At 64.0% G+C, this 25,417-nt stretch carries 29 protein-coding genes; 11 read left to right on the top strand and 18 right to left on the bottom strand.

Annotated features, from left to right (window positions below; translation table 11 throughout):
- Positions 1 to 15 precede the first annotated feature (15 nt).
- Complete coding sequence (locus NKJ58_RS24960) at positions 16 to 615, top strand: DNA-3-methyladenine glycosylase (RefSeq protein ID WP_023681283.1); 600 nt, start codon at positions 16 to 18, stop codon at positions 613 to 615.
- Between the two features lie 4 nt (positions 616 to 619).
- Here NKJ58_RS24960 and NKJ58_RS24955 read toward each other — a convergent pair whose 3' ends face one another.
- Genes NKJ58_RS24955 through NKJ58_RS24940 form a run of 4 tightly spaced genes read right to left on the bottom strand, consistent with a single transcriptional unit; the run spans position 620 to position 4,324 of the window.
- Positions 620 to 1,756, bottom strand: a complete 1,137-nt coding sequence (locus NKJ58_RS24955; RefSeq protein ID WP_023681282.1) for an ABC transporter permease — start codon at positions 1,754 to 1,756, stop codon at positions 620 to 622.
- The gene (locus tag NKJ58_RS24950; RefSeq protein ID WP_023681281.1) at positions 1,753 to 2,673 is read right to left on the bottom strand and encodes an ABC transporter ATP-binding protein; all 921 of its coding nucleotides are present in this window, start codon (positions 2,671 to 2,673) and stop codon (positions 1,753 to 1,755) included. Before NKJ58_RS24950 ends, NKJ58_RS24955 begins: the two co-directional genes overlap by 4 nt.
- Positions 2,670 to 3,623: an HlyD family secretion protein gene (locus tag NKJ58_RS24945; protein WP_023681280.1), complete on the bottom strand. Its 954-nt coding sequence runs from the start codon at positions 3,621 to 3,623 to the stop codon at positions 2,670 to 2,672. Before NKJ58_RS24945 ends, NKJ58_RS24950 begins: the two co-directional genes overlap by 4 nt.
- Positions 3,620 to 4,324: a CerR family C-terminal domain-containing protein gene (locus NKJ58_RS24940; protein ID WP_023681279.1), complete on the bottom strand. Its 705-nt coding sequence runs from the start codon at positions 4,322 to 4,324 to the stop codon at positions 3,620 to 3,622. The genes NKJ58_RS24945 and NKJ58_RS24940 overlap by 4 nt, the downstream gene beginning before the upstream one ends.
- Before the next feature lie 92 nt (positions 4,325 to 4,416).
- On the opposite strand from NKJ58_RS24940, the gene NKJ58_RS24935 reads away from it, so the two are divergent.
- The 3 genes from NKJ58_RS24935 to NKJ58_RS24925 all read left to right on the top strand — a co-directional run bounded on the left by NKJ58_RS24935 (position 4,417) and on the right by NKJ58_RS24925 (position 6,805).
- Positions 4,417 to 4,914 (top strand): CYTH domain-containing protein, encoded by a 498-nt coding sequence (locus NKJ58_RS24935; protein ID WP_023739820.1) that lies wholly within the window; start codon positions 4,417 to 4,419, stop codon positions 4,912 to 4,914.
- An 86-nt stretch (positions 4,915 to 5,000) separates the two neighbouring features.
- Positions 5,001 to 5,936, top strand: a complete 936-nt coding sequence (locus NKJ58_RS24930) for a CHAD domain-containing protein (RefSeq protein ID WP_023739821.1) — start codon at positions 5,001 to 5,003, stop codon at positions 5,934 to 5,936.
- A 41-nt stretch (positions 5,937 to 5,977) separates the two neighbouring features.
- Positions 5,978 to 6,805 (top strand): C40 family peptidase, encoded by an 828-nt coding sequence (locus NKJ58_RS24925; protein ID WP_023696064.1) that lies wholly within the window; start codon positions 5,978 to 5,980, stop codon positions 6,803 to 6,805.
- Positions 6,806 to 6,855: 50 nt separating this feature from the next.
- On the opposite strand, the gene NKJ58_RS24920 is transcribed toward NKJ58_RS24925, so the two are convergent.
- Complete coding sequence (locus NKJ58_RS24920) at positions 6,856 to 8,232, bottom strand: adenylate/guanylate cyclase domain-containing protein (protein ID WP_023739822.1); 1,377 nt, start codon at positions 8,230 to 8,232, stop codon at positions 6,856 to 6,858.
- 116 nt (positions 8,233 to 8,348) lie between these two features.
- Positions 8,349 to 9,149: a helix-turn-helix domain-containing protein gene (locus NKJ58_RS24915; protein ID WP_352854042.1), complete on the bottom strand. Its 801-nt coding sequence runs from the start codon at positions 9,147 to 9,149 to the stop codon at positions 8,349 to 8,351.
- A 116-nt stretch (positions 9,150 to 9,265) separates the two neighbouring features.
- Here NKJ58_RS24915 and NKJ58_RS24910 point away from each other — a divergent pair, with 116 nt between their 5' ends.
- Positions 9,266 to 10,123, top strand: a complete 858-nt coding sequence (locus tag NKJ58_RS24910) for an SMP-30/gluconolactonase/LRE family protein (protein WP_023681271.1) — start codon at positions 9,266 to 9,268, stop codon at positions 10,121 to 10,123.
- Positions 10,124 to 10,141: 18 nt separating this feature from the next.
- Here NKJ58_RS24910 and NKJ58_RS24905 read toward each other — a convergent pair whose 3' ends face one another.
- Positions 10,142 to 11,863, bottom strand: a complete 1,722-nt coding sequence (locus NKJ58_RS24905) for a SulP family inorganic anion transporter (RefSeq protein WP_352854040.1) — start codon at positions 11,861 to 11,863, stop codon at positions 10,142 to 10,144.
- 79 nt (positions 11,864 to 11,942) lie between these two features.
- Positions 11,943 to 12,212: a helix-turn-helix domain-containing protein gene (locus tag NKJ58_RS24900; RefSeq protein WP_023673276.1), complete on the bottom strand. Its 270-nt coding sequence runs from the start codon at positions 12,210 to 12,212 to the stop codon at positions 11,943 to 11,945.
- A 79-nt stretch (positions 12,213 to 12,291) separates the two neighbouring features.
- Here NKJ58_RS24900 and NKJ58_RS24895 point away from each other — a divergent pair, with 79 nt between their 5' ends.
- Positions 12,292 to 12,483 (top strand): hypothetical protein, encoded by a 192-nt coding sequence (locus tag NKJ58_RS24895; RefSeq protein WP_023755330.1) that lies wholly within the window; start codon positions 12,292 to 12,294, stop codon positions 12,481 to 12,483.
- A 16-nt stretch (positions 12,484 to 12,499) separates the two neighbouring features.
- Here NKJ58_RS24895 and NKJ58_RS24890 read toward each other — a convergent pair whose 3' ends face one another.
- Positions 12,500 to 13,210 (bottom strand): phosphatase PAP2 family protein, encoded by a 711-nt coding sequence (locus tag NKJ58_RS24890; RefSeq protein ID WP_023687516.1) that lies wholly within the window; start codon positions 13,208 to 13,210, stop codon positions 12,500 to 12,502.
- 4 nt (positions 13,211 to 13,214) lie between these two features.
- Positions 13,215 to 13,556, bottom strand: a complete 342-nt coding sequence (locus NKJ58_RS24885) for a hypothetical protein (protein ID WP_023681268.1) — start codon at positions 13,554 to 13,556, stop codon at positions 13,215 to 13,217.
- Positions 13,557 to 13,786: 230 nt separating this feature from the next.
- Here NKJ58_RS24885 and NKJ58_RS24880 point away from each other — a divergent pair, with 230 nt between their 5' ends.
- A complete protein-coding gene (locus tag NKJ58_RS24880; protein ID WP_023673272.1) occupies positions 13,787 to 14,011 on the top strand; it encodes a hypothetical protein in 225 nt (74 codons plus the stop codon).
- A gap of 118 nt (positions 14,012 to 14,129) precedes the next feature.
- Here the strand turns inward: NKJ58_RS24880 and NKJ58_RS24875 are convergent, their stop codons facing one another.
- The 3 genes from NKJ58_RS24875 to NKJ58_RS24865 form a co-directional block, all read right to left on the bottom strand.
- The gene (locus NKJ58_RS24875; RefSeq protein ID WP_023681267.1) at positions 14,130 to 14,810 is read right to left on the bottom strand and encodes a GNAT family N-acetyltransferase; all 681 of its coding nucleotides are present in this window, start codon (positions 14,808 to 14,810) and stop codon (positions 14,130 to 14,132) included.
- A complete protein-coding gene (locus NKJ58_RS24870; RefSeq protein WP_023703860.1) occupies positions 14,807 to 15,292 on the bottom strand; it encodes a MarR family winged helix-turn-helix transcriptional regulator in 486 nt (161 codons plus the stop codon). Before NKJ58_RS24870 ends, NKJ58_RS24875 begins: the two co-directional genes overlap by 4 nt.
- Positions 15,293 to 15,686: 394 nt before the next feature.
- Entirely contained in the window at positions 15,687 to 16,835 is a 1,149-nt protein-coding gene (locus tag NKJ58_RS24865; protein WP_155923588.1) for a flavin-containing monooxygenase, read from the bottom strand.
- 185 nt (positions 16,836 to 17,020) lie between these two features.
- On the opposite strand from NKJ58_RS24865, the gene NKJ58_RS24860 reads away from it, so the two are divergent.
- The gene (locus NKJ58_RS24860) at positions 17,021 to 18,052 is read left to right on the top strand and encodes a phosphatidylglycerol lysyltransferase domain-containing protein (protein ID WP_023825836.1); all 1,032 of its coding nucleotides are present in this window, start codon (positions 17,021 to 17,023) and stop codon (positions 18,050 to 18,052) included.
- 194 nt (positions 18,053 to 18,246) lie between these two features.
- Here NKJ58_RS24860 and NKJ58_RS24855 read toward each other — a convergent pair whose 3' ends face one another.
- Together NKJ58_RS24855 and NKJ58_RS24850 are read right to left on the bottom strand one after the other, a co-directional pair.
- Complete coding sequence (locus NKJ58_RS24855) at positions 18,247 to 19,008, bottom strand: ABC transporter permease (RefSeq protein WP_023681263.1); 762 nt, start codon at positions 19,006 to 19,008, stop codon at positions 18,247 to 18,249.
- Entirely contained in the window at positions 19,005 to 19,931 is a 927-nt protein-coding gene (locus tag NKJ58_RS24850) for an ABC transporter ATP-binding protein (protein WP_352854077.1), read from the bottom strand. Before NKJ58_RS24850 ends, NKJ58_RS24855 begins: the two co-directional genes overlap by 4 nt.
- A gap of 269 nt (positions 19,932 to 20,200) precedes the next feature.
- On the opposite strand from NKJ58_RS24850, the gene NKJ58_RS24845 reads away from it, so the two are divergent.
- Together NKJ58_RS24845 and NKJ58_RS24840 are read left to right on the top strand one after the other, a co-directional pair.
- Positions 20,201 to 21,562, top strand: a complete 1,362-nt coding sequence (locus NKJ58_RS24845) for a cytochrome ubiquinol oxidase subunit I (protein ID WP_352854038.1) — start codon at positions 20,201 to 20,203, stop codon at positions 21,560 to 21,562.
- Positions 21,563 to 21,670: 108 nt separating this feature from the next.
- Positions 21,671 to 22,675 (top strand): cytochrome d ubiquinol oxidase subunit II, encoded by a 1,005-nt coding sequence (locus NKJ58_RS24840; protein WP_023696076.1) that lies wholly within the window; start codon positions 21,671 to 21,673, stop codon positions 22,673 to 22,675.
- A 165-nt stretch (positions 22,676 to 22,840) separates the two neighbouring features.
- Here the strand turns inward: NKJ58_RS24840 and msrA are convergent, their stop codons facing one another.
- From msrA to NKJ58_RS24825, 3 genes are all read right to left on the bottom strand, one after another.
- Positions 22,841 to 23,566, bottom strand: a complete 726-nt coding sequence (msrA, locus tag NKJ58_RS24835; protein WP_352498510.1) for a peptide-methionine (S)-S-oxide reductase MsrA — start codon at positions 23,564 to 23,566, stop codon at positions 22,841 to 22,843.
- Positions 23,567 to 23,677: 111 nt separating this feature from the next.
- Positions 23,678 to 23,962: a hypothetical protein gene (locus NKJ58_RS24830; protein WP_352498511.1), complete on the bottom strand. Its 285-nt coding sequence runs from the start codon at positions 23,960 to 23,962 to the stop codon at positions 23,678 to 23,680.
- 79 nt (positions 23,963 to 24,041) lie between these two features.
- Positions 24,042 to 24,743, bottom strand: a complete 702-nt coding sequence (locus NKJ58_RS24825) for a DUF1223 domain-containing protein (protein WP_352854035.1) — start codon at positions 24,741 to 24,743, stop codon at positions 24,042 to 24,044.
- Positions 24,744 to 24,937: 194 nt separating this feature from the next.
- Here NKJ58_RS24825 and NKJ58_RS24820 point away from each other — a divergent pair, with 194 nt between their 5' ends.
- Positions 24,938 to 25,309 (top strand): endonuclease domain-containing protein, encoded by a 372-nt coding sequence (locus NKJ58_RS24820; protein ID WP_023681256.1) that lies wholly within the window; start codon positions 24,938 to 24,940, stop codon positions 25,307 to 25,309.
- Positions 25,310 to 25,417: the final 108 nt, after the last annotated feature.

Here is a 25,417-nt window from a genome sequence, read left to right as displayed (position 1 = left end):
CACGGCGGCGGTAGCATGACCGGCCACCATCCGCTCGATCGTGCCGAACTGCCTGATGATACGGCCGATCTCGCCCGCTATCTCATCGGCAAGCTCGTGGTGCGGGAGCTGCCGGAAGGCATCGTCAGCGGCCGTATCGTCGAGACCGAGGCCTATGTCACCGGCGACGCCGCCGGGCACGGCTATCGCGGCATGACGCCGCGCAACCGTTCGCTGTTCCTCGGGCCCGGACACGCCTACGTCTACCTCGCCTATGGGGTCTCCTGGATGCTCAATGTCTCGAGCGAGGGGCCGGGCACCGGCACCGGCGTGCTGATCCGGGCGCTGGAGCCGCTCGAAGGCATCGCCATCATGCGGCTGAACCGGGGCGTGGAGCGCCTGCGCGACCTGGCGCGCGGGCCGGGGCGGCTCGCCCAGGCATTGCGGATCGACCGTTCGCTGGACGGCCTCGATCTGTGCCGCCAAGGCCCGCTATGGCTGGCAGCCGACGAGCACGAGCCCGGCGACATCGGCCAAGGCATCCGCATCGGCATCACGAAGGATGCGGACCGCCCGCTGCGGTTCTATGTCAGGGGCAGTCCGTTCGTCAGCGGTCCGCCATCGCTCAATTCCTGAACGCTCAGTCGAGCGTGCGCCTGAACCGCACCAATGCGACGCCGGCAAACAAGGCCACGAACCCGACCAGCCAGGCGATCTCGCCCGCAACCGCCGGCAGTTCGGCGCCCTTCAGCATCACCGCGCGGGTGATGCGCAGAAAATGCGTCAGCGGAAAAATCTCGCCGAAGGTCTGCGCCCAGCCCGGCATGCCGCGATAGGGGAACATGAAGCCGGACAGCAGGATCGACGGCAGGAAGAAGAAGAAGGTCAGCTGCAGCGCCTGCATCTGCGTGCGGGCGATGGTCGAGATGGTGTAGCCAAGCAGCACCAGCGCCAGCACGAACACCAATACGGCTGTAAGCAGCAGCGACATGGAACCGGTGAAGGGGATGGCGAACAAGAGCTTCGACGCCGCCAGCACCACCACCACCTGGACGCCACCGACCACAAGATAGGGCAGCACCTTGCCCAGCATGATCTCGAACGGGCTGGACGGCATGGCGAGCAGGTTTTCCATAGTGCCGCGCTCGGTCTCGCGGGTCAGCGCGATCGAGGTCATCATCACCAGGGTCATCTGCAGGATGACGCCGAGCAGGCCGGGCACGATGTTGTATTGCGAGATGCCTTCCGGATTGTAGCGCTGGTGCACCACCACATCGAGCTGGCCCCTGGCGGCCTCACTCGCCGCCTCCTGCATCCCTTGCGCCCGAAGCAGCGCCTGGCTGGCCACTTTGCTTAGCGTCGAGATGGCGCCGCTGGCAGCGGCCGGGTCGGTGGCGTCGGCCTCGATGAGTATCTGCGGATTGTCGCCGCGCTCCACCCGGCGGCCGAAATCGGCCGGGATGGTGACGACGAAGGCGACATCGCCGCGCGCCATCAGGAATTCGGCAGCCTCGGCACTTTGCGCAACATGGTCGAAGCGGTAGTAGCCGGTCGTCTGCAGGGCCGCGACAATGGCGCGGGTGTAGGGGTCGTTGCTGGTCGCCACCAGTGCGGCAGGCAGGCTTTTGGGATCGTTGTTGATGGCGTAGCCGAACAGCACCAGCTGCAAAAGCGGCACGCCCAGCATCATGGCGAAGGTGATGCGGTCGCGCCGCATCTGGATGAATTCCTTGATCAGCAGCGCACCGAGCCTGGCGAAGGAGAAGACGCTGTTCATGCCATATTGTCCTTCGAGCCGGACATGAACTGAATGAAGACGTCCTCGAGGCTGGTCTCGCCGGGTTTTACGCTGACGCCCTTGTGCTCCTTCTCGACATCGGCGAGCGCCTTTTCGAGCTTTGCCTTGTCGGAGCCGACGACATGCAGCGTCGCGCCGAACGGCGCCACCTGGTCGACGCCGGGCCGGTCCCTGAGTGCATCGGCGACCTGGTCGAGGCGCGGTCCCTGCAGCACGAAGGTGGTCAGACCGGCATTCGTCACCACCTCGTCCACCGTGCCGGTGGCCAGCATCTTGCCGTAGGAGATGTAGCTGATGCGGTGGCAGCGCTCGGCTTCGTCCATGTAGTGGGTGGACACCAGCACGGTCAGACCGCCGCTCGCCAGCCGGTGGATCTCGTCCCAGAATTCGCGCCGCGCCTTCGGATCGACGCCGGCGGTCGGCTCGTCGAGCAGCAGCAGCTTCGGCTTGTGCATGATGCAGGCGGCCAGTGCCAGCCGCTGCTTCCAGCCGCCCGACAGCGTGCCGGCGAGCTGGTTGCGGCGGCTCGTCAGGCCAAGCTCTTCCAGCGTTTTCGACACATGCTCCTCGACCGACTTCAGCCGGTAGAGCCGCGCCACGAATTCGAGATTCTCGCCGATCGTCAAATCCTCGTAGAACGAGAATTTCTGCGTCATGTAGCCGACTTCGCGCTTGATGCGGAGCGACTCGGTGCGGATGTTGAAACCCAGCACCCTACCTTCGCCCTCGTCGGGCGTCAGCAGGCCGCACATGATGCGGATGGTCGTCGTCTTGCCGGACCCGTTGGGCCCGAGAAAGCCGACGATCTCGCCCTCGGCCACCGTCATCGTCACATGGTCGACGACAGTCTTGTCGCCGAAACGCTTGACCAGGCCATGAACGTCGATGGCGTTCATTTTGCGGAGGCCGCCAGCTCGACATCGACGATCTGTCCCGGCTGCAGCGCTTGCGCCTTGCCCTCAGGCCGCGCCTCGACGAGGTAGACCAGCTTCTGCCGGTTCTCGAGCGAGTAGATCACCGGCGGGGTGAATTCCGGGTCGGGCGAGACATAGCTGACGCGCGCCTTCACCTCCGGCCCGCAGCCGTCGCAATGGACGACAAGCAGCGTGCCGACCTTGATCGACGAGAACGCACTTTCCGGGACATAGACGCTGAGCTTCACCGCACCGTCCGGCAACATCGAAATGACAGGCGCGGTCGGACCGGCGGTGTCGCCGGAATTGCGGATGACGTCATTGATGCGGCCGGGCGAAGGTGCCGCCAGCACGCGCTTCGACAACCGCCACTCAGCCTGTTCCAACGCCGACTGCGCCTGTTTGACCTGATTGTCTGCCGCCTTGATCGTTTCGGGACGCGCAGGCAGACCGCCGACGGCGAGGTTGGCCTGCGCCTGGCCGACCTGCGCATTGGCGGTCTCCAGCGTCGCGGCGGCCGTGTCGTAGTCGGCCTGCGTGCCGGCACCGCGCTTGAACAGGTCGGCGGCGCGGTCGTATTTGCGCTTGGCATCCGTGGCCTGGGCCTTGGCCATGTCGACCTCGGCCTTCAGCACCGCGATCTCCTCCGGCCGCTTGCCGATCTGCAGGTCGGCAAGCTGCGCCTGCGCCTGGGCGAGCGCGGCCTCTGCCTGGGCGACGGCGATTTTTGCGTCGGCGCTTTCGAGAGTCACCACCGGCGTGCCTGATACAACACGGTCGCCGCGCTTGACCGCGACGGTCTCGACCTGCGCCACTTCGATCGGCGCCAGCAAGACATAGTCGCCCTCGACATAGCCGACGGCAAGCGGCGCTGCCGGCGCGCAGGCGCCGAACAGCTGGGCCGCGAGCGGCAGGGAACAGAGAAAACTCATCGCTTGCCCTCCTTGCGGGCGACCGGATTTCGGGCCGCCAGTATGGCGCCAAGATTGCTTGTGACCGCCGCCACCACCTTGGCGGCTTCGGCGTTACCGATCTCGCGCCAGCCCATACGACGCATCACTGCTTCGCGGCCGATGCGGAAATAGATGACCTGGCCGATCAGCGTGAAGACCACGAGCTTGGTGGCCTCGCTTTCGGCCGGCTCGCCCGTCGCCTGTTCCCAGATCTGGCAGAGGCGGCGATGCGTCGGTTCGAACACCCCGTCATAGATGCGGTCGAGGGCGGCCGTCGGATGCGACAACTCTCTAAGTACGAATTGTACGATATCGCCCGCCTCCGGCCGGGCGACGATAAATCCTACCATCCGCTCCAATGCGGTCGAGAGCTGCGCCCGCGCCGTCTCTGAACTGGCTTGACCTTGCAGCTGCATGCCGCCGAGCGCCTGGCCGGCAACCGCCTGGATAGTCTCGACGATGTGGTCGGCGGCGGCCCCGCGGAGCCCTTCCTTGCCGCCGAAATGATAGGCGATGGAGCCGATGTTGGCCTTCGCCTCCGCCGCGATCTCGCGCGTCGAGGTGCCGTCGAAGCCCTGCCGCCCGAACAGTTTGAGCGCGGCCAGCACCAGTGCGGCGCGCGTCTGCTCGGCGGGCGATGTCTCCTGGCGGGGCATTTTGTCGGGCGCGGATTTGATCATGTCGGCGTGTTTAATCAATCGATTGATTAAAGTCAAATTGATTATCTACGGCCGCTTGCCATGTCGGGCCGCAGACGCTTTAGTGCGCGGCCATGGGCAAGGAAGTCGAACGCAAGTTCCTGGTCTCCACCGCCGAATGGCTAGAAATGGCCGAGGCGAATATACGCATTCGCCAGTTCTACCTTGCCGCAGCACCTGGCCGCACCGTGCGCGTGCGCATCAGCGACGGCAGTTCGGCGAAGCTGACGCTCAAATTCGGCAGCAAGATCCGCGAGCGTGACGAATACGAATATGAAATTCCACTGGCGGACGCAGAGGAGATGCTGGCCTTCGCCATCGGACATGTCATCGAGAAGACACGCCACCATGTTAGGCATCGCGGCTATCTCTACGAAGTCGATGTTTTCGGCGGGATTCTAGCCGGCCTTGTGGTGGCCGAACTGGAGACGCCGGAGGATGTACCTGACGAAATGCTGCCTGATTGGCTCGGCCGCGAAGTGACCGGCGAGCAGAGATTTTACAACGCGTCGCTCGCCCTAGAGCCGGATGATTTTAGGTCGGGTCGACCTAAAATCGGAATCCGGCTCTAAATCAAAAGAGATGGACCATGATGTCGTCCGAAAACCGCTTCACACTTTTCGGCATCATGCTCTAGGGGGATTCCGGAGATCGCCGCATGAGCTTTCGCATCGATCCGCGCCTGCCGCTGACCGGCGAGGTCAGGCGTATCCTTGGCGAGGAGATCGGCAAGGCGCTTGCCCATCTGGCCGTCGCGCGCGACCAGCCGGAGCAGGCATTGCACAAATGCCGCAAGCGGCTGAAGAGCGCGCGCGCCTTGCTGCGGCTGGTCCGTTCCGGAAATGAAACATTCTGTCGGACTGAGAACCAATGCTACCGTCAGGTGGCGGCGCTGCTTGCCGGGCCGCGCGAGGCGACCGCGCTGGTCGAGACCGTCGACCGGCTGGCAGCCGCCTTTCCCGAGCAGGTTGCCGGCGGCCTCGACAGCGTGCGCGACCGGCTTATCGCCCGCCAGCATGAAATCCATGCCGGGGCTGGTCTCGACGCCGCCATAGGCGCGGCCACGGCCGCCTGCGAGGAAGGCCTGATCCGGATCGAGCGGCTGCTGCTCCCCGATCTGCCTGAGCATGCAGCCGATGTGCTTGCGGAAGGCGCTCGCAAGACCTTGCGCCGGGCCAGGAAGGCGCTGGACAAGGCCGGATCCCACGGAGGAGCCGAGGATTTCCACGATCTGCGTAAGGCGGCCAAGACCCACTCGATGCATCTTTCGCTGCTCGGCCGGCTGTGGCCGACGCCGATCAAGGTGCGGCGCAAGGCGGTCGACGAACTGGGTGAAAAGCTCGGCGAACTGCACGACGTCTTCGTCATGCGCGTGTTGCTCGAGGCCGACGGTGAGCCGCTCGGCGATGCGCAGGACACAAGGCTTCTTGGCAAGCTTTTGAAGCGCTCGGAAAAAAGCCTGAAGAAGAGCTGCCTCGCCGGAGCGGCCGAGCTGTTCGGCGACAGCCCCAAGCGCTCGACGAAGAAGCTCGCACGCAATGCGCGCGACGACCTCGCCGGCCCGGCATTGTCGGAAGAGGTCCCGGTCGGTTGATCATGGCCGAGGGCGTCACCTCGTGCTAGTCACACTTTGCCATGACCGCGCCGCGCGACACGATTCTCGACCGCCTTGGCCGCTGGCTTGCCGGCCGGCTGCAGGACGAATCCTCGGGCTATGAGCCCTACACGCCGTCCGATGCCGAGACGTTGCGGCGCACGCTCGAGCCCGGCGACATCCTGCTCATCGAAGGCAACCAGAAGATCTCGGCGGCGATCAAATACCTGACACAGTCGACCTGGTCGCACGCCGCCTTCTATGTCGGCGATGCCTTGTCCGAACCGGAGGACGGATCGGAACGGCGTCGGCTGATCGAAGTGACGCTCGGCGAAGGCTGTGTCGCCGTGCCGCTGTCGCGCTACCGCACCTACAACACCCGTATCTGCCGGGCGAGCGGGCTGACCCCGGAAGACCGCGACCATGTCGTCGCCTTCATGATCGGCAAGCTCGGCCTGAAATACGATCTCAAGAACATCTTCGACATGCTGCGCTTTTTCCTGCCGACGCCACCGGTGCCGGTGCGCTGGCGCCGCCGCATGCTGGCTTTCGGTTCCGGCGATCCGACGCGCGCCATCTGCTCGACGCTGATCGCCGAAGCCTATGGCGAGATCCGCTACCCGATCCTGCCCGAGATCACCCGCGCGCCCGGCCGCGCCTCGGCGCAGTCGAACTATTCGCGCCGCGAAATCCTGCACATCCGCCACCACTCGCTCTACACGCCGCGCGACTTCGACCTGTCGCCCTTCTTCCGCATCGTGAAACCGACGCTGGAATTTGGGTTCGACTACCGGGCGGTGACCTGGGAGGACAAGGCAGGCACCGACGCCGCAGCCGCGAAGGCTGGCGCAATCGCCTCAGACACGTGATGGCTTCGGCCTGAGTCATGAGGTTCAGGCGTCTCACATGGCGGCCTGCATCACGCCGAAACCGCAATAGCGCCCTGGTTTTCGGCCCTGTGTTCGACCCAGACATGGACCGGTTCGTCCCGGCCGCGGATGCTAACCGGTCCATGATCGCGCGCATTCAACCGTGTCGTTGGCGATTCCGCCTTCGCGGCCTCAATCAGTCGTGACCCAAAGCAAATATTCGCCTGAAGTTCCCGGCAGAGCGCCTGCAAACGGCTGGCGACGTTGACGGTGTCGCCCACCACCGCGAAGGACAGGTTGCGCTCGCTGCCGACCGCGCCGAGGACGACGGCGCCATATTGTGCACCGATCCGAACGTCCAGCGGCGGATATCCCCTGGACACACGCTGGACATTCCAGTCTTCGATAGCGGCGATCATCGCTTCAGCGCACCGGATGGCCCGGGTTGCGTCGTCATGGCTGGCTTGCGGAACCCCGAAGGTCGCCATGATGCAATCGCCGATATAGTTGTCGACGGTGCCATGGTGGTCGAAAACGACCTGCTCCATGCGACGGTGGAACTGACGCAGTAGTTCGAACACTGCTTCGGCCGGATGATCCTCGGAATAGTGTGTGAAGCCGACGATGTCGGCGAACAGCACCGCGATATCCTGCCGGCGGACCGGACCGAAGGGCTCGTCATCCGAGGCGAGCTGGTCGACGACATTGGGCGAAAAATGCCGGGCGAGATTGGCGCGGGCGCGCTCCGCCTTGACATAGTCTTCCGACAGATGCCGGGAACGGGAGACGACCAGCGCCATGATCGCGCCGATAATCAGGACAACCAACACATTGGTCGCCTGCGCGAACGTATCGACGAAATTGGGGTTGAGATAGAGATTCAGTCGCTCTGTCATCGGCAGCGAATAGAGGTTCGTTGCCGGAATGACGGTTCCCGCATGAAAAACCACCCATCCCACCCCGATCGTCCACGTCAAGGCCGCGAGCGCGCCGAGATAGAGCGCCAATCGCGTCGAAAGGGTCAGCGCGCCAAGGCATACGAAAATCAGCAGGAATTTGAAGCTGCCCTCGCGCAGTTGCATCGCAGCCGGCGCGACCTCGCGGGAAAACGGGTTGGGCGTTACCAGCAGAACGGTCAACAGAATGATGTCCAGCGTACCGACGAGGTAACCGATCCACCATGGCGCGTTGCGACGGCGCGCAAAGCGAAACTGGATCAGGCCGACCAGCTGGAACAGCGCTAGGCCCGCCAGCACGAAGAGCAGCGAGGCATCCCAGCGGCTGATCAAGGAAAAGAAGCAGGAGATCACGGCGAGCGATGCCGTGCGCGCCCAGAACTGCAATGCAGCACCCTGGCGTTCTGCGCGCTCCCGCAAATTTTTCAGGCGCGAATAGCGGCGAAGTTCAAGTGTTGGCGCGGTCGGCATAGGATCACTTCGATTTTGCGGGGACGGTCACGCATTCGGCAAACCCGCCCCGTACAGTCTGGCAAATCAGCGCGCGAACTCTATCATGGTTTCGGTTTTGAAACGCGGCTGGCGCGTCAAGCCGGCAACGGGCGGCGTCCCTTTGCCGGAGCGGTGGGCCGGTCGGACGCACCGGCATCCCTGGGGTGCGGGCCGATCGGCATGATCGCCGGAAACGGGGTTGCGCCAAAAGCAAATGTCCATTTGTAGCCGGTCAGCCCGTCTTCCGGCGTCGTGTGCTGGTCGTGATGGGCGAGCAGTTTGGCGCGCTCGGCCAGTTCCTCCGCCTCGCGCTTCACCATCTCCGCCGTCTCCGGCCGCATCCGCCTGGAGAAAGAGACGAAGGTCGCTTCCCGCTCCAGATGGGTGATCGCCCAGCCGATGAAATTCTTGTTTGTCATCTCGAATAGCGGCCTGAGCGGCCCTTCGAAATTCCACTGGATCGGTGTGTCGACCAGCAGCCGTGCCGACAACCCGCTGCCCAGCGCAATGAGGCCGAGCGCTTCGAGATCGCGCAGATAGAGGAACATCGACGCTTCGCTTAAGCCTTGCGAGCGCATGACGCCCTCGGGCGTGAATTTCTCCGACAGCATGACGAAGATGAACAGCAACGCCGGCCGGCCGGCAAGCTTGCGCTCGACCTCTGGCGCGATGCGGTTGACCGGTCCCGGCCCCCGGTTCATCGACCCCAGCACGTTTTCCAGCTCGACGCCGGCGGCAGCGCAGATCCCGATGAGACGGTCGAGCTTGCAGTTGCGCTCGTGGAAGATGCGCTTCACCGTCGGCTCGGAAATGCCCATACGCCCGGCTAGCTCACGATAGGTGACGCCCTTGGCCTTCAGCGTCCGCTTCAGCGCCTCGAAGATCAGGCCGTTCATGGAATGCACCTCTTTTCTCGCGGTTTGGTATCGCGTTTTGATACTAGCGGCAATCGCCCTTCCGGAAAAGTATCGACATCTCTAGCTCTCCGCCATCCACCACAGGAGACCTGGCCGTGAAAACCCTCATCCCCTCTATTTGTCTCGCCGCCTTCGGTATCGCGCTCGTGCCTGCGGCCGAGGCCGCCGAACTCTGGCGCGCCTCGGGCTTCGAGCAACCCGAATCGGCGCTGTTCGATGCCGCCAACAATCGCATTATCGTCTCCAACATCGTCGGCAATCCCGGGGAGGCCGACGGCAACGGCTATCTCTCGGTGCTGTCGCTGGACGGCAAGGTCGTTAGCCGGCACTGGACCGCCGGCATGGATGCACCGAAGGGCTCGGCGATCTCTGGCGGCAAGCTCTACGTCGCCGACATCACCAAGGTGCGCATCGTCGATCTCGCCAGCGGCAAGCTCATCTCGACGATCGATGTGCCCGGCGCCGTTTTCCTCAATGACGTGACATCGGACAGTTCGGGCAAGGTTTATGTCACCGACATGCTGGCCGATGCGATCTACCGCATTGACGGCGACAAGCCGGAACTGTTCGTGAAGGATGCGAAGCTCGCCGCACCCAACGGCATCTTTGCCGATCGCGATCGGCTGATCGTGGCGTCCTGGGGCAAGGGCATCAAGCCGGACTTCAGCACTGCCGCGCCCGGGGGCCTGCTGTCGGTCGATCTCGCGACGAAAGCCGTGACGCCGCTGCCTGGCGCACAAAACTTTTCCGACCTCGACGGCGTCGTCGCCATCGGCGACAGCATCTACGCCACCGCCTTCATGACCGGCACGCTCTATCGGTACAAAGTCGGCGAGGCGCCGAAGGCTGTAGAGCAGTTCAAGCCGGGCAGCGCCGATATCGGCACAGACGGCACGCGGATCTTCGTGCCGCTGATGAACGAGGGCGAGATCGCGGTGCTGAGCCTGGACTGACGGCGCACACTTGCCGGCTCAGCCAGCGGGCGCGGCTTTGAGTTGCGCCCGCGAATCCTTGATCGAGGCGGCAAAGGTCACCAGCGGCCGCTTGACGCCGTGGTTGATCAGCATGCGCCGTGTCTGCGGCGAGGCACCGGCGATGATGAAACGCACCCCTGCGCGCTTCGCCTTGTGCGCCGCGCCCTCGATGACATTGGCCGCGGTGGAATCGAAGAACGGCACCGCCGAGCAATCGAGGATGAAGTTCTTGCGCTGGTCGGCGATGCGGTCGAGCACCGTGCCGACAGTCGAGGCGGCGCCGAAGAAGAAGGCGCCGGAGATGCGATAGACGACGGTGTCGGCGTCGCTTGCCTCGCTTGCATCGTAGGCGCGGCCGCTGCTGTCGGCGACATCGTCCTGCACCAGCGGCAAATCCGCCTCCACGGCGATCGACTTGGCCATGCGGTCGATGAACAGGATCGAGCCTAGCGCGAAGCCGACGACGATGCCTTCGGTGAGATCGCGGAAGACGACGATCAGGAAGGTTGCCATCAGCACCAGGGCGTCGCCGCGCGAAGCGCGCAGCAACGTGGCGAAGGCCTGCTTCTCGAACATGTTCCAGCAGACAACCGCCAGCACCCCGGCAAGGGCGGCAAGCGGGATGTAGCTCGCCATTGGTGCGGCCACCAGCATGAAGACCAGCAGAAAAAGCGAATGCAGCATGCCGGAAACCGGCCCATGCGCGCCGGCCCGCACATTGGTGGCGGTGCGGGCGATGGTGCCGGTGGTGCAGATGCCGCCGAACACGGCAGACGCGATGTTGGCAAAGCCTTGCGCCACCAGTTCGCAATTGGAACGGTGACGCCGCCCGGTCATGCCATCGGCGACCACGGCCGAGAGCAGCGATTCGATGGCGCCGAGCAGCGCAAAAGCCACCGCATCCGGCAGCACCGCAAGCGCCTTGTCGAGGTTGAGTGCCGGCAGTGCCGGCAACGGCAGGCTGCGCGGAATGCCGCCATAGCGGGTGCCGATCGTTTCCGCCGGCAGCGAAAGCAGCGCCACGACAAGGGAGGCCAGTCCGACGGCGATCAGCATGCCCGGCCAGCCGGGCCGCCAGCGCTTCACCCCGACGATGGTGGCGATGGTCAGCGCCGCCACCAGCGTTGCCGAGATATTGAGCGTGCCGGCCGCGTGGCCGATCGCCATCAGCTTCGGCAGCAGCGGCCCGGGCTCCGGCCCGGCAAGCCTCAGCCCGAACAGTTCGACGATCTGGCCGGAGAAGATGATGACTGCGATGCCGGCGGTGAAGCCGACCGTCACCGGGTAAGGGATGAATTTGATATAGGTTCCGAGCCGGAGATAGCCGATGGCGAGCAGGAAAATGCCGGCCATCATCGTCGCCAGCAGCAGTCCGTCGACGCCTTCGCGCTGCACCGTCGCCGCCACCAGCACGATGAAGGCGCCGGCCGGGCCGCCGATCTGGAAGCGGCTGCCGCCGAGCGCCGAGACGATGAAGCCGCCGACAATGGCCGTGAACAGGCCGCGCTCCGGCGTCACGCCCGAAGCAATCGCAATCGCCATCGACAGCGGCAACGCGACAATAGCGACGGTCAGCCCGGCCATGAAGTCGGCCTTGAACTGCGGCAGGCGGTAACCTTCGCGCCAGACCGTCACCAGCTTGGGCGTGAACAGCTCTGAAAATGTCGGCTTTGCCGACTTCTGGGCCGGTTGATGCACTGCCCGCCGGATCTGATCCATGGACTGCCTTCCGCTTGCGTGAAGGCGGCGGGATCGTCGGCAGGACTGTCGGCGGTCGCCGTCGCGACTATATGCCGGCTCAGCCTTGCGGGTTCGGCGGCGCGACCGGCTTGAGGCGCACGCCCCGGCCGCCGCGCTCGCTGGTCTGGTTCTCGCCGATGAGCTCCACCCCGGCCTCGTCGAGAGCCTGGATAACCTTCATCAGCGTATCGACCACACCCCTGACCACGCCGTCACTCGCTTCCATGCGCTGGATTGTCGGAAGCGAAACGCCGGCACGCTCGGCGAGCGTCTTCTGATCGATGCCGGCCAGCGCCCTCGCGGCGCGCATCTGGGCGGCAGTGATCATCGGTCGGAACCCCCGTCTGAGTCTGCGGAGACGACGTGTAATACAATCATAGTGATGTTTCAACCATCATAAAGCATGCATGAAACATGATCTCTCCACAAAGCCGGATGGCGGGATACGGGATGAGCATGCTACGCTACCGCCTTGGCTCTTACTGGCGGGGAAATATCAGTTGAATATTTTCAGGACCTTGACGACGTCGGCAGCCTTGCTGTCGGCGGTTTTTCTGCTGGCAGGCTGCGGACACGGGCTGATCAACCGGCTGATTTGAATGTCGCTCCGGATCGTCAGTCTTCGGGCTCGTTGCCATCGGCCACCGCCTTGTTCCGCTGCAGCATTCGCGCCGCCAGCCAGCACAGCGTCGCCCAGGTGAAGCCGGCGCACCATCCCGCCAGCACGTCGGAAGGCCAGTGGACGCCGAGATAGACGCGGCTGACGCCGACCAGCAGCGTTACCAGCACCGCCAGGCTGAGGACATAGATTTTCGTCGTTCGTCCCGGCAGGAAGCGCGCTGCGAGCGAGCCTAGCGTGAGATAGGTCACCGCCGACAGCATCGCGTGGCCGCTGGGAAACGACAGCGACGTCTCGTTGGCCAGGTGCGAGACAAGATCGGGGCGCGGCCGGTCGATGCCGGCCTTGAGCAAGGTCGACAGCAGCTGCCCGCCGGCCACCGCGACAAAGATCAGCAGCGCCGTCCTCGGCCTACGGATCAGCAGGAGGTAGACGATCACCGCCGTTACGATCAGCACCAGCACGCTGGAGCTGCCGAGGCTGGTGATGTCGCGCATCGCGCCTTCCAGCCATGCCGGGCCGACGGGAACATCCGGCTGACCCACTTTTCGGAAAGCGAGCAGGATCTCAGTATCGAAAGCGTGCGGCGTGGTGGCCCGCGCCACCTCCATCAGTTCCTCGAAGCCCCACAGCCCGGCGGCTATCACCAGCCCGGCCAGCAGCACCGGAAATTCAAGCCAGTTGGTGAACGCACGCGGGGTCTTCATCGGATTACAGTCGCCCCTGCAGGTAAGGCCCGAGCGAGATCAGCACCACCGCCGCGATGGCCAGCACGATGCCGGTCGCCTGCAAGGCATTGACGCGTTCGCCGAAGAACACCAGCGCCACCACATTGACCGCCACCAGCTGGATCACCGCCGACAGACTGAACGACACCGACATGCCGAACTCACGAACCAGCCGCAGCATCATCAGATTGCCCGCCGTATAGAGCGCCAGTGTCAGCACGATCTTGCCAAGGCTTGGCGCCAGCCCCCATTGCTTGGCCGCGATGGCCGCCAGCAGGAAGATCACCGTCGAAATGACGAGCTGCGCCAGTCCCCAGAAACTCACTTTTGTGCCTCGCTGTCCTTTGTGGCAGCTCTTGTTTCGCAAGCGTGGCGGCACGTCAAGCAGACTGCGGCGGAACAGGCCACGGCCGAGGTGCTGAATGAATGGCAGCGCGATCGCGGTCTGACTGCCACGCTCGGTCGGATTCGTGCAAACCCAGGCAGCTGCGCTCAAGCATTGGAAAAGAATGGACTTTTAAACATGGCGCCCTACCTCTTCTGGAGGAGAGTGCCATGCCAAAGTCCGTCTATGACCGTGGCCTGCTGAAACCCGACGACATCGCCAGGCTGCAACGCGTGTTCGACGAAGCCTGCCGCAGGCGCGACGTGCATCCCGATTCGGCGGAGGCGCGGGAGATCGCGCTGAACCTGCTTGCGCTGCACAATGCCGGCATGGTCGAGGAAGATATGCTTATGGAAACCGTGGGTTTCCGCCGGTTGGAGCCGAAATCAGCCTGAGGCCCGCAAGGCGGCCTGGAGCGATTCCAGGAAAAGTGTGAAGCGGTTTTCCGTCCGGAATTGCGTAAAAATAAAGGCCTAGGAGCGGTTCGCCGTTTCCGTGAAACGGTGAAACGCTCTAGCCGGCGCGCTGCACGACGGCCACATTCATCTCTGCCCGCAGCCTGAAGCCGATGGATTCGTACAATCCAACCGCGTTGGCATTGCTGGCATAGGCATGCAGGTAGGGAACTTCGCCGCGCGCAAAAATTCGGTTGGCCACGAACACCGACAGCAGCCGGCCGAGGCCGCTGCCGCGAAATTCGGGATGCGAGCAGACGCCGCTGAGTTCGCTGTAGCCGGGCTGCTTCATGCGCTCGCCGGCCATCGCCGCCAGCCGGCCGTCGATCTTCACGCCCCAGAACTCGCCGAGGCTCAGCGCCTTGAGCGTGAACGGGCCGGGCTTGGTCAGTGACGCCAAAGCAAGCATCTCGGCCGCGTCGTCCTGCGTCAGCTGCTGTACACGCTCGTCCGACACGGAAGGCAATGGCGCCTCGGCAACCATCTGAACGCCGAAGGCGGTCACGGTCGCGGTCAGTTCCGGCGGCAAGGCAATGGGGTCCGCCTGGAGCATGAACACGCTCTCACCTGCAGGAATGAGGCTTGCGAGCGCCTGCAGGCTCTCAGCGTCGTCTGCCCCGGAAGCCGCGAAGGGGACGATCGAGGAGGGATAGCGCCTGGCGAGCCTGTCGCCATACGCAAAGATCCGATGCCGCGTGTCGAGCGCGCTCCAGACCGGACGATCGAGGACATGGCTCATGGCGCGACATCCTGTTTCACACGGCGGTCGAGCGGGGCCGCCGCCAGGCCGTCCTCTATTGCCGAGAGTTGTTCGAGAAGCGGCCCTGCAAGGTCTTTGCACAAGTCGGCAACGGCGTTCTCGATGCGCGGCCAAACGTCCCGCTTCGCCTTATCGACCAGGCGCTGGCCGTTCGCGGTCAGCGAGATCATCCTGCGGCGCTGGTCGTCGTTCGATGGCGCGGCCTCGACCAGCCCCAACTCGGCCAGCAGCGCCACGCTGCGCGTCACCCCCGGCTGGGTGATCCCCAGTGACTGCGCCAGTTCGCCGACAGGCAGCGGCCCAAGCCGGTCGAGCGCGGCCAGCAGAGGATACTGGCTGGACTGCACCGGCACCTCCAGCCCATCGAGCATGCGCTGCGTATCGGCCTGCAACTGCTCGCCGATGCGCTTCAGCCTGCTGCCGAGGGTGAGGTAGCCAAGGGATCGAATGATGTCTTCCATGGGTGGTCCGTCTCCTGGATAAGTATAACATGTTATATAATGATGCAATGAACGAGTTCAAGCGCCTGCTTTGGAGGTTGGCCGCAAGCATCTCAACTTCGTCGTCCTTGGGCGAAGCAGGAGCGAAGCTCCGTCGCGGAGACCCAGGGATCATGCCTTGGCCGTGGAAGCAGCGGAGCAGAACCTGCAACGCAGCGTAGTTCAGAAGTCACGGCATGGATCCTCGGGTCTGCGCCGTCGCTACGCTCCTTGCTTCGCCCGTGGATGACGACGGGATCGGCGTTTCAGCCAATCGCCAGGATATTCGATCCGTCTTGCAGATGCGTTGAACCACTAGTCCGCGCCATAGCAGCAGCCCGAAGTGCGCGGTGGTTCTCCGTCCAGAAGCGCTCGTCTACAACCCCTTGGCGATCTGACGGGCAATCGCTTCGGCCTGCAGGCCGGCGCTGTGAAAATAGCTGGTCAGGCTTGGCCGCATGCCGATGAACCACAGGCCGGGCTGGCCGCTCGGGGTGCCGCCATTGGCCTTCGGCACGCCCTTGGCGTCGAGCACGCCGAGATCGCCCAGCATGGCCTCCAGGCCGGTGCGATAGCCGGTTGCCGCGATCACCACATCCGGCTCGAGCACCGTGCCGTCGTTCAGCCGCACGCCGGCGCCTTCGAAAGCCGCCACCGGCGCCACCACCGAAATCCGTCCGGCCTTCAGCGCTGCGACGGCGCCGTCGTCGACGGCGATAGCGATCTGCTCGACGCCGAGCCGGCTGGCGCCGCCTTTCGGCGCCGGCGGCAGGCCGAAGCGGGCGAGGTCGCCGAACACCAGCCGCTGCGTCGCGGCAATCGCGGCATCGGCAATCCACGTCGGCAGCATCGCCATGAAACCGCCGAAGCGCGCCACGGCGACCTTGCCGATCCGTTTCGGCATCAGCGACGGACCCTGCCTGGCTGACAAGCAGATGGCCTTGGTGTCGGCGCGGGCGAGGTGGTTGAGCACGTCGAAGCCGGAATTTCCGGCTCCGACCACCAGCACGCTTTTGCCCACATAGTCCTGTGCTGTGCCGAAATCGGCGGCGTGGACAAGTTTGCCGGTGAAAGTCGCCTTGCCTTGCCAGTCCGGCGTCCATGGCAAGCGGTCGCGGCCGGTGGCGACGATGACATTGCGGGCGCTCAGCGTTTCCCGGCCCGTATGGACGAGCCAGCCATTGCCTCTGCGTTCGATCCGCTCGACGGCGGTGCCGAATTCGACCCTTATGCCGCGCGCGCGGGCAAAATCCTCGAGATAACCGACGATGGCATCCTTGTTCGGAAAGGCGGCGGTGCGTGGCGGATAGGCAAGGCCGGGCAGGGCCGATAGCGCGCGATGCGTGTTGAGGGTCAGCTTCTCGTGCCGCCGTCGCCACGGTTCGGCGATCCGCGGCTCCTTTTCAAGCACGACGACCCGCACGCCGCGCCGGCCAAGCGCGTCGGCGGCCGCCAGCCCCGCCGCTCCGGCGCCGATGACGATAACCGTGTCGTCGAGTCCTTTCGGCCCCAGGACGATAGGCATCGTTTCGCTTGTCGTAGCCGCCATTCGGTCGAGATTCCCTTTCAGGTGCGCCATGGGGACCCGTCCTATATGGCACGTCCCATATGGCACAGGGGCGATATGATCGATAATGAGGTCGCGTCAATGCGACTGATTCGAGGCCTTGGGGGCAAGCCTGTTTATCATCGGCACGCGGAAGCTCGACCATGCCCTCCTTGCGTATCTTTCTTGACAGACTGCTGGAGGGCGCCGCAGCCAAGGTGCCGCGCCAGGATTTTTCGCATGTCGAGCGGCTGGCGCTTGTCCGCCGGCACGGCGACTTCTCGCTGGCCTATTCGACCGCCGTGCAGCAAAAACTGTCCTATTTCGGCGACGCCGACGGCTACATCGCCTTCGGCACCAAGATGAAGCACCATTTCGCGCTCGGTGACCCGGTGGCCCATCCGGCCGATCGGCCCGACTATATCAGGCGCTTTGTCGAAGCCGCCGACAGCCCGTGGTTCGTGCAGATCGGCGAACCGACGGCGCGCGTTCTGGCCGGGCTCGGCTACCAGGTCAACCGCCTCGGCGTCGACACGCGGCTGGAGCTGCCGGCTCACGATTTTTCCGGCAAGCGCAACGAAAGCGTGCGCTATTCCGAACGCTGGCTCTTGAAGAAGGGGTTTTCCTTTGGCGAAGGAGCGGTCTATCTCGACGAGGTCCAGCGCCTGTCGCAGAACTGGCGGGCCGACCGCATCGTCAAGCGCTGGGAGATGGCCTTCCTCAACAGGCCCTTTGCCGATCATCTCGGCATCGATATGCGCCGTTTCGTGCTCTACAGCCCGGAAGGCGAGCTCGTCGCCTTGCTCGATTTCGATCCGATGTTCAGCGGCGGCATGGTGATCGGCTACACCACCTCGTTCAAGCGCAAGCACATCGATGCCTCGCCGCATGCCGAAATCGGGCTGACCAAATTCGCCGTCGACCGCTTTCGCAATGAGGGCATTTCGGTCGTCACGCTCGGCCTGTCGCCGATGCTCGATGTCGGAGCCAACAGCTTTGCCGAATCGAGCTTCTGGCGCAACGCCTTCGAGCGGGCCTATGAGTCGCCCTGGGTCAACCGCAGCAAGTTCAACCTCAAGGGCCAGGCGGCGTTCAAGCGCCGCTTCCATGGCGTCGAAGAACCGACCTACATCGCCTTCCGCGAGGGCAGGCTGATCGAGATGCTGGGGTTGCTGCGCCTCATCAAGGCGATCTAGCAAGAAGCGTGGCGGCCAACGTGGCCAATTTGCCCCCAGCAAAACTGTTGATTTGACCGGCGCACGGGCGATCGCCCATTTGCATGTTGCTCAAAAGTGGTCCCGGTTTTGAGCAAACGACATGCATAAGAACAAAGACCTAATGCGCGTCGCCTGAGTCCCGTTCAAACGCGACGCGCTTTAGAGCGGCAGGGTCAGTTGCGCAGCCGGTAGCCGGTGCGGAAGATCCAGGCGACGATGGCGATGCAGATGGCGAGGAACACCATCGTCATGCCCAGGCTGACGGCGACCGAGACATCGGACTTGCCGTAAAAGCTCCAGCGGAAACCGCTGATCAGGTAGACGACCGGGTTGAACAGCGTCACCGTGCGCCAGGTCTCGGGCAGCATGTTGATCGAATAGAAGCTGCCGCCGAGGAAGGTCAGCGGCGTGATGATCAACAGCGGCACCAGCTGCAATTGCTCGAAGCTTTTCGCCCAGATGCCGATGATGAAGCCGAACAGGCTGAAGGTCACCGCCGTCAAGACAAGGAAGGCCAGCATCCAGAACGGATGCTGGATGGTGAGCGGCACGAACAGCGAGGCCGTCGCCAGGATGATCAGGCCGAGGATGATCGACTTGGTCGCGGCGCCGCCGACATAGGCGATGACGATCTCCAGATACGACACCGGCGCCGACAAGAGCTCGTAGATGGAGCCGACGAATTTCGGGAAATAGATGGCAAAGGAGGCGTTGGAGATCGACTGCGTCAACAGCGACAGCATGATCAGCCCCGGCACGATGAAGGCGCCGTAGCTGATGCCGTCAATCTCGGTGATGCGCGAGCCGATGGCCGAGCCGAAGACGACGAAATAAAGCGATGTCGAGATCACCGGCGAGACGATGCTCTGCAGCACGGTGCGGAACGCACGCGCCATCTCGACCCGGTAGATCGCCCATACTGCTCGCCAATTCATGGCTCTTGCCTCAACAGATTGACGAAGATCTCCTCGAGCGAGCTGTTTTGCGTGTCCATGTCGCGGAACTGGATGCCGGCCGTCTCGAGTTCGCGCAGCAGCGATGCGACGCCGGGGCGTTCGCTCTGGTTGTCATAGGTGTAGGTCAGCTGTGTGCCATCGCCCGACAGCTCCAAGGCGTAGTGCGAGAATGCATCGGGAATGGCGGTGAGCGGGTTGCGCAATTCCACGATCAGGCGCTTGCGGCCGAGCTTGCGCATCAGTTCGGCCTTGCCCTCGACCAGGATGATCTCGCCGCGGTTGATGACGCCGACACGGTCGGCCATCGCCTCGGCCTCTTCGATATAGTGCGTGGTGAGGATGATGGTGACGCCGTCGTCGCGCAACCGTCGCACCATCGCCAACATGTCCTGGCGCAGTTCGACGTCGACGCCGGCCGTGGGTTCGTCGAGGAACAGGATGCGCGGCTCATGCGACAGCGCCTTTGCAATCATCAGCCGCCGCTTCATGCCGCCCGACAGCGTGATCGCCTTGGCGTCCTTCTTGTCCCACAACGACAGGTCGCGCAGCACCTTTTCGACGAAGCCCGGATTGGGCGCCTTGCCAAACAGGCCGCGGCTGTAGGTGACGGTTGCCCAGACGCTCTCGAACGCGTCGATGGTCAGCTCCTGCGGCACCAGCCCGATCAGACTGCGCGCGGCGCGGTAGTCTCGGTTGATGTCGTGGCCGTCGACGGTCACCGTTCCCGACGAACGGTTGACGATGCCGCAGACGATCGAGATCAGCGTCGTCTTGCCGGCGCCGTTCGGCCCCAGCAGCGCGAAAATCTCGCCGCGTTCGATGTCGAGGTTGATTTCCTTCAGCGCCTTGAAGCCGGTGGCGTAGGTCTTGGTGACCCCGGAAATCGAAATGATGGAAGGCAAATTAGTGGAAGGCATGAGGCCGGAAACGACTGTTTGCAAGAGGCGAGGATTATTATTGCGCTGAATGTCGGTGCGCAGGCTCGGAAGTCAATGCCGCTGCTGACAATTGTGGACAAACGTTCCCTTTGCCGTTTCGTTTCAAGAGTGCTGCGGGGCACTGACGGATTGGTCCCGTCTGCTGCGACAACGCGCCCCGCGTGACGCCAAGCCGCTTTGACCGGACCGCATCCGCCGCCTATTCTGCGCCAACAACAGCAGCCGGAGCCCGCATGGACCCGCTCATCCTGTCGCGAATGCAGTTCGGGGCGAATATCTCGTTCCACATCCTGTTTCCGACCATCACGATTGCGCTTGGCTGGGTGCTGCTGTTCTTCAAGCTCCGCTACAACGCCACCAATGATTCCGCCTGGATGCGCGCCTATTTCACCTGGGTGAAGGTGTTCGCGCTGTCCTTCGCCATGGGCGTGGTCTCGGGCGTCACCATGAGCTTCCAGTTCGGCACCAACTGGCCGGGCTATATGGAAAGGGTCGGCAACATCGCCGGGCCGCTGCTTGCCTACGAGATCCTCACCGCCTTCTTCCTCGAAGCGGCCTTCCTCGGCATCATGCTGTTCGGCTTCCGCCGCGTCTCCAACCGCGTCCACACGCTGGCGACGGTGTTGGTCGCCGGCGGCACCACGCTGTCGGCCTTCTGGATCATTGCGCTGAACTCCTGGATGCAGACGCCGGCCGGCTTCGAGATGATCGACGGCAAGGCGCATCCCGTCGACTGGTGGGCGATCGTCTTCAACCCGTCCATGCCCTACCGTCTGACGCATATGCTGCTTGCCTCCGGCCTGACGGTGTCGTTCCTGATCGCCGGCCTCTCGGCGCTGCGCTATCTCACCGGCGACCGGTCGGAATCGATGTGGAAGGCGCTGCGCACCGGCGTCTTCACCGCCGCCATCCTGATCCCGATCCAGATCTTCGCCGGCGACCAGCACGGGCTGAATACGCTGGAGCACCAGCCGCAGAAGATCGCCGCCATGGAGGCGAACTGGAATACCGGCCCCAACGTGCCGCTGGTGCTGTTTGCGCTGCCCGACGAGGCGGCGAAGGAAAACAAATTCGAGATCGCCATTCCCGACGGCGCCAGCCTGGTGCTGCGCCATTCCACCAGCGGTATCGTGCCGGGGCTCAACGACTATCCCGGCCTGCATCCGCCGGTCTTCCCGGTGTTCTGGGGCTTCCGCATCATGGTCGGCACCGGCATTTTGATGCTCATCGTCTCGTGGTCGGCGACTTTCTTCCTCAAGCGCCGCCACAGCCTGCCGAGGCCGCTCGCCATGCTGATGGTGCCGATGGCGCTGTCGGGCTGGCTGGCGACACTGGCCGGCTGGTACACCACCGAAATCGGCCGTCAACCCTGGCTGGTGACTGGCGTGCTGAAAACCGCCGACGCTATCGGCCCGGTCGCCGGCAGCCATGTCGCGCTGACGCTCGCCATCTATCTCATCCTCTATGTGCTGCTGTTGATCGCCTATCTCGGCGTGCTGGTGCACCTGGCGCTGAAGGCCGCCAAGGACGGCGATACCTCGCCGCTGCCGGGCGTGATGAAGACGGCGATGTCGCAACCGGCCGCAGCGGAGTGAGGAATGGTCCGCGTAGCGGACGAAAAGCCAACGATTTGGCTTTTCGAATGACGAACGCCCGGAGCCATAGCGAAGGGCAGAACCGTTGATGAGAGGGATGACAGACCGATGAGCTTCGACTGGCCAACCGCGCTGCCCCTGATCTTCGCCGGCCTGATGGGCCTCGCCATCCTGATCTACGTCATTCTCGACGGTTTCGATCTCGGCATCGGCATCCTGTTCTCGGTCGCCGAAGATGCCGAGCAGGACACCATGATCGCGGCAATAGGCCCGTTCTGGGATGCCAACGAGACCTGGCTGGTGCTGGCCGTCGGCCTGCTCCTGGTCGCCTTTCCGCTGGCGCATGGCGTTATCCTCACCGCGCTCTACATTCCGGTCTTCGTGCTTTTGGTTGGCCTCATCCTGCGCGGCGTCGCCTTCGATTTCCGCGCCAAAGTGCCCGCCGGCAAGAAGCACCGCTGGAACCGCATTTTCTTCCTCGGTTCCGTCATCGCCTCGCTGGCGCAAGGCTATATGCTCGGCGTCTATGTGCTTGGCCTCGATGTCGGCTTTGGCGGCATCGCTTTCGGGGCGCTGGTGGCGCTCTGCCTGTCCGCGGCCTATGCAGCGATGGGCGCGGCCTGGGTCATCTACAAGACCGAGGGCGAATTGCAGAGGAAGGCGGTGGCCTGGCTGCGGACAGCCCTGGTGCTGACCGCGCTCGGCATGGCGGCGGTGTCGCTGGCGACCCCATTCGCCAGTCCGCGTATCTTCGCCAAATGGTTCGTCTGGCCCGAAATGCTCTATCTGTCGCCGCTGCCGATCCTGTCGGCGCTGCTGTTCCTGTGGCTGTGGCGGCAGACCTTCCATCTGCCCAAGCCCGACGATCGCCACGCGCTGCGGCCGTTCCTGACGCTCGCCGCCATTTTCGCGCTCGGCTTTGCCGGGCTTGCCTGGTCGTTCTATCCTTTCGTGGTGCCCGACAGGCTGACCATCTGGCAGGCGGCGTCGGCGACGGAAAGCCTGGCCATCATCCTCGCCGGCACGGTGGTCGTGCTGCCGGTGATCATCTTCTATTCGTTCTATGCGTATCGGGTGTTCGGCGGGAAGGCGACGGATCTGACGTATGATTGAGGGGAGCTGATCTCCCCCCTTGAGGGGGAGATGGCCGGCAGGCCAGAGGGGGTCGCCGCCCGTGGAGCGCTAACCTTCTTCTGCCGCAGGAGGTCGCGTCCGGTCGGACCGACCCCCTCTGTCGCCTCCGGCGACATCTCCCCCTCGAGGGGGGAGATTAGGTGCTCAGCTCTTCCCCGCCAGCACGAGCACCGGCTTCTCGCTGTACAACCCCGGGAACAGCGCCTTCAAATTCGCCACCTTGGGCAGGTCGTTGTAGACGATGTAGGGGTAGGTCGGGTTCAGCGTCAGAAAGTCCTGGTGATATTCCTCGGCCGGATAGAAGGTTTTGCCCGTCTCCAACGTGGTGACGATCGGCTTGGCAAACACCTTCGCCTGGTCGAGCTGGGCGATGTAGCTCTGTGCGATCTTCTGCTGCTCGCCATTCTCGGCAAAGATGGTCGAGCGGTACTGGGTGCCCGAGTCCGGCCCTTGATAGTTCCGCTGCGTCGGGTTGTGGGCGACCGAGAAATAGACCTGCAGCAGCTGGCCGTAGGTCACCTTGGACGGATCGTAGGTGATCTCGACCGATTCGGCGTGGCCGGTGCGGCCGCTGCCCACCGTTTCGTAGACGGCGTCATCCTTGGCGCCGCCGGTGTAGCCGGAGACGGCCTTGGTCACGCCCTTGACGTGCTGGAACACGCCCTGCACGCCCCAGAAGCAGCCGCCGGCGAAGATAGCCTTCTCGCTGCCGCTGGCGGCCTTCTCGTCCATTGCCGGCGGCGGGATCACCACCGCGTCCTCGGCCGAGCGCGCAGGGCTCTGCCAGAAGGCGGCCGCGGCGGCGGCGACGATGAGCGCGGCAAGCGCGCTCTTGAAGATCGGCGTTCTCGTCCTTGCAATGCCGGTCATGTCTGATCTCCTTGATGGTGGCGAAGACTATACGACAGAACGTCCCGCCAGGTTTCTCAAATTGCCGTGCGCCGGCCCGGCCACTGTGCGGCCGGGCCATGGGACCAAGCCTTATTGCGCGGGCGCCATGGCGTCCGCCGGCTTCATCGCATCCGTTGCGGGTTTCATGGCATCGGCCGGTTTCATGGCGTCGGTGGCGGGTTTCATCGCATTCGTCGCCATTGGGTCGGCTGGCTTGATGGCATCGGTCGCCGGCGCCATGGCATCGGTCGCGGGCTTCATCGCATCAGTTGCCATCGCCGGCTTCATGGCGTTGGTCGCTTCGTCCCCGCGGGCGCCGGAGGCGAAGGCGGTCATCGAAAGCGCAAAAGCGAGCGCGGTCAGGGTCTTGGTCATGATGGTATTTCCTCCTTGAAGAGGGCGCGCGGATGCGAGCCCGGTTATGCCGCGCTAGCGGCGTTGCGTAGAAAAAGAATCAGTCGGCGGCTGCAGCCAGGATCGGCCCACCACCCGGCGACTGCACCAGCACCGCGGTGCTCAGCCCGCCGCTTGCCGCCGGCAGCGGCAGTGTGGTGGCGTCGCCGCTCCAGCTGCCGAGTTTCTCCAGCGAGTGCACGACATTGGCATGCGGCAGCGTGCGCCCGGTATTCTCGCCGCGCGCCACCGGCACTTCGACGACGCCCTTGTTGTAGCGGACCAGCCAGACATCGGCCTTTCCGCCCGGAGCCTTGCCGGCGCCGATGCTGATCTTGCCGCCGTCGAGCGACAGCGTCGGCCCGTTCGTGTGACCGCTCGCGGAAATCAGCTGCTCGATCTCGCCGGGCGCTGCACCCACCGCATCGGCACCGCCATTGACCACGACCTGCGGCGTGAACGGGCCGGAGCGGCCGAGCGACGGCTCATAGCGCACCTGGCGCTGGGTAAATTCCTCGCGGCCGAAAATGTCCTTCCAGCCGAGATAGTCCCAGTAGGTGACGTTGAACGACAGCGCCAGAACGCCCGGCTCGTCCTTGACCTTGATCAGGTTGGCATTGGCCGGCGGGCAAGACGAACAGCCCTGGCTGGTGAACAATTCGACCACGGTGAGCGGCTGGGCGAAGGCGGTGCCGCCAAGCATCATCAGCGCGGCGCCTACGGCAGCCAGCATGCCGGCGCGTTTCGGGTTAAGTCCAGTCATCGGGGGTCTCCGTTGCGGCGGGTTCATCCCACACTTCGTCGCTGCCCGAGGCTTCGTTACATGGTTCACCGCTTCGTGATTGGGGGCGGACGCGTCGTTGCCTTCTCCCCTTGTGGGAGAAGGTGGATCGGCGCGAAGCGCCGAGACGGATGAGGGGTGTTCCAGCGGAGTGAGACGTTGGTTAATCTAACGTCATGCCACATCAGCCCGTCGCTCCTGCCAAACGAAACTTTGCCCGTTCGCTCCGACGTGAAATGACGGAGGCGGAAGACAAACTGTGGCACGAACTACGTGACCGCAGGCTCGATCGGATCAAATTTCGGCGCCAAGTTCCTGTTGGAAAATACGTCGCCGATTTCGCTTGTCTTGAATCACTCCTCATCATCGAGATCGATGGGAGTCAGCATGCGGACTCAGAGTCAGACCAGGCCCGTAGAACGGAACTGGAGGCGAGAGGCTTTCGTGTGTTGCGCTTTTGGAACGACGATGTCCTGAAAGACATGGACAGCGTCTGCACCACGATAATCGCTTATGTAAGGGATGTCAGTTTGCAGCCATGGCGGTGAAAGAACGTCGGCGTCAAGCTGGAACACCCCTCATCCGTCTCGGCGCTGCGCGCCGATCCACCTTCTCCCACAAGGGGAGAAGGCAAGGGCACCGCCACCCCGCTTGCC

This window comes from Mesorhizobium sp. M0139, from assembly GCF_040322455.1.
Lineage (GTDB): Bacteria > Pseudomonadota > Alphaproteobacteria > Rhizobiales > Rhizobiaceae > Mesorhizobium.
This window is presented reverse-complemented; position numbering and strand designations above follow the sequence as displayed.

Excerpts from the sequence above, each read along its gene's own strand:
- NKJ58_RS24960 (WP_023681283.1), top strand. The coding sequence starts at position 16 with ATGACCGGCCACCATCCGCTCGATCGTGCCGAACTGCCTGATGATACG.
- NKJ58_RS24955 (WP_023681282.1), bottom strand. The coding sequence starts at position 1,756 with ATGAACAGCGTCTTCTCCTTCGCCAGGCTCGGTGCGCTGCTGATCAAG.
- NKJ58_RS24950 (WP_023681281.1), bottom strand. The coding sequence starts at position 2,673 with ATGAACGCCATCGACGTTCATGGCCTGGTCAAGCGTTTCGGCGACAAG.
- NKJ58_RS24945 (WP_023681280.1), bottom strand. The coding sequence starts at position 3,623 with ATGAGTTTTCTCTGTTCCCTGCCGCTCGCGGCCCAGCTGTTCGGCGCC.
- NKJ58_RS24940 (WP_023681279.1), bottom strand. The coding sequence starts at position 4,324 with ATGATCAAATCCGCGCCCGACAAAATGCCCCGCCAGGAGACATCGCCC.
- NKJ58_RS24935 (WP_023739820.1), top strand. The coding sequence starts at position 4,417 with ATGGGCAAGGAAGTCGAACGCAAGTTCCTGGTCTCCACCGCCGAATGG.
- NKJ58_RS24930 (WP_023739821.1), top strand. The coding sequence starts at position 5,001 with ATGAGCTTTCGCATCGATCCGCGCCTGCCGCTGACCGGCGAGGTCAGG.
- NKJ58_RS24925 (WP_023696064.1), top strand. The coding sequence starts at position 5,978 with ATGACCGCGCCGCGCGACACGATTCTCGACCGCCTTGGCCGCTGGCTT.
- NKJ58_RS24920 (WP_023739822.1), bottom strand. The coding sequence starts at position 8,232 with ATGCCGACCGCGCCAACACTTGAACTTCGCCGCTATTCGCGCCTGAAA.
- NKJ58_RS24915 (WP_352854042.1), bottom strand. The coding sequence starts at position 9,149 with ATGAACGGCCTGATCTTCGAGGCGCTGAAGCGGACGCTGAAGGCCAAG.
- NKJ58_RS24905 (WP_352854040.1), bottom strand. The coding sequence starts at position 11,863 with ATGGATCAGATCCGGCGGGCAGTGCATCAACCGGCCCAGAAGTCGGCA.
- NKJ58_RS24900 (WP_023673276.1), bottom strand. The coding sequence starts at position 12,212 with ATGATCACTGCCGCCCAGATGCGCGCCGCGAGGGCGCTGGCCGGCATC.
- NKJ58_RS24895 (WP_023755330.1), top strand. The coding sequence starts at position 12,292 with ATGAAACATGATCTCTCCACAAAGCCGGATGGCGGGATACGGGATGAG.
- NKJ58_RS24890 (WP_023687516.1), bottom strand. The coding sequence starts at position 13,210 with ATGAAGACCCCGCGTGCGTTCACCAACTGGCTTGAATTTCCGGTGCTG.
- NKJ58_RS24880 (WP_023673272.1), top strand. The coding sequence starts at position 13,787 with ATGCCAAAGTCCGTCTATGACCGTGGCCTGCTGAAACCCGACGACATC.
- NKJ58_RS24875 (WP_023681267.1), bottom strand. The coding sequence starts at position 14,810 with ATGAGCCATGTCCTCGATCGTCCGGTCTGGAGCGCGCTCGACACGCGG.
- NKJ58_RS24870 (WP_023703860.1), bottom strand. The coding sequence starts at position 15,292 with ATGGAAGACATCATTCGATCCCTTGGCTACCTCACCCTCGGCAGCAGG.
- NKJ58_RS24865 (WP_155923588.1), bottom strand. The coding sequence starts at position 16,835 with ATGCCTATCGTCCTGGGGCCGAAAGGACTCGACGACACGGTTATCGTC.
- NKJ58_RS24860 (WP_023825836.1), top strand. The coding sequence starts at position 17,021 with ATGCCCTCCTTGCGTATCTTTCTTGACAGACTGCTGGAGGGCGCCGCA.
- NKJ58_RS24855 (WP_023681263.1), bottom strand. The coding sequence starts at position 19,008 with ATGAATTGGCGAGCAGTATGGGCGATCTACCGGGTCGAGATGGCGCGT.
- NKJ58_RS24845 (WP_352854038.1), top strand. The coding sequence starts at position 20,201 with ATGGACCCGCTCATCCTGTCGCGAATGCAGTTCGGGGCGAATATCTCG.
- NKJ58_RS24840 (WP_023696076.1), top strand. The coding sequence starts at position 21,671 with ATGAGCTTCGACTGGCCAACCGCGCTGCCCCTGATCTTCGCCGGCCTG.
- msrA (WP_352498510.1), bottom strand. The coding sequence starts at position 23,566 with ATGACCGGCATTGCAAGGACGAGAACGCCGATCTTCAAGAGCGCGCTT.
- NKJ58_RS24830 (WP_352498511.1), bottom strand. The coding sequence starts at position 23,962 with ATGACCAAGACCCTGACCGCGCTCGCTTTTGCGCTTTCGATGACCGCC.
- NKJ58_RS24825 (WP_352854035.1), bottom strand. The coding sequence starts at position 24,743 with ATGACTGGACTTAACCCGAAACGCGCCGGCATGCTGGCTGCCGTAGGC.
- NKJ58_RS24820 (WP_023681256.1), top strand. The coding sequence starts at position 24,938 with ATGCCACATCAGCCCGTCGCTCCTGCCAAACGAAACTTTGCCCGTTCG.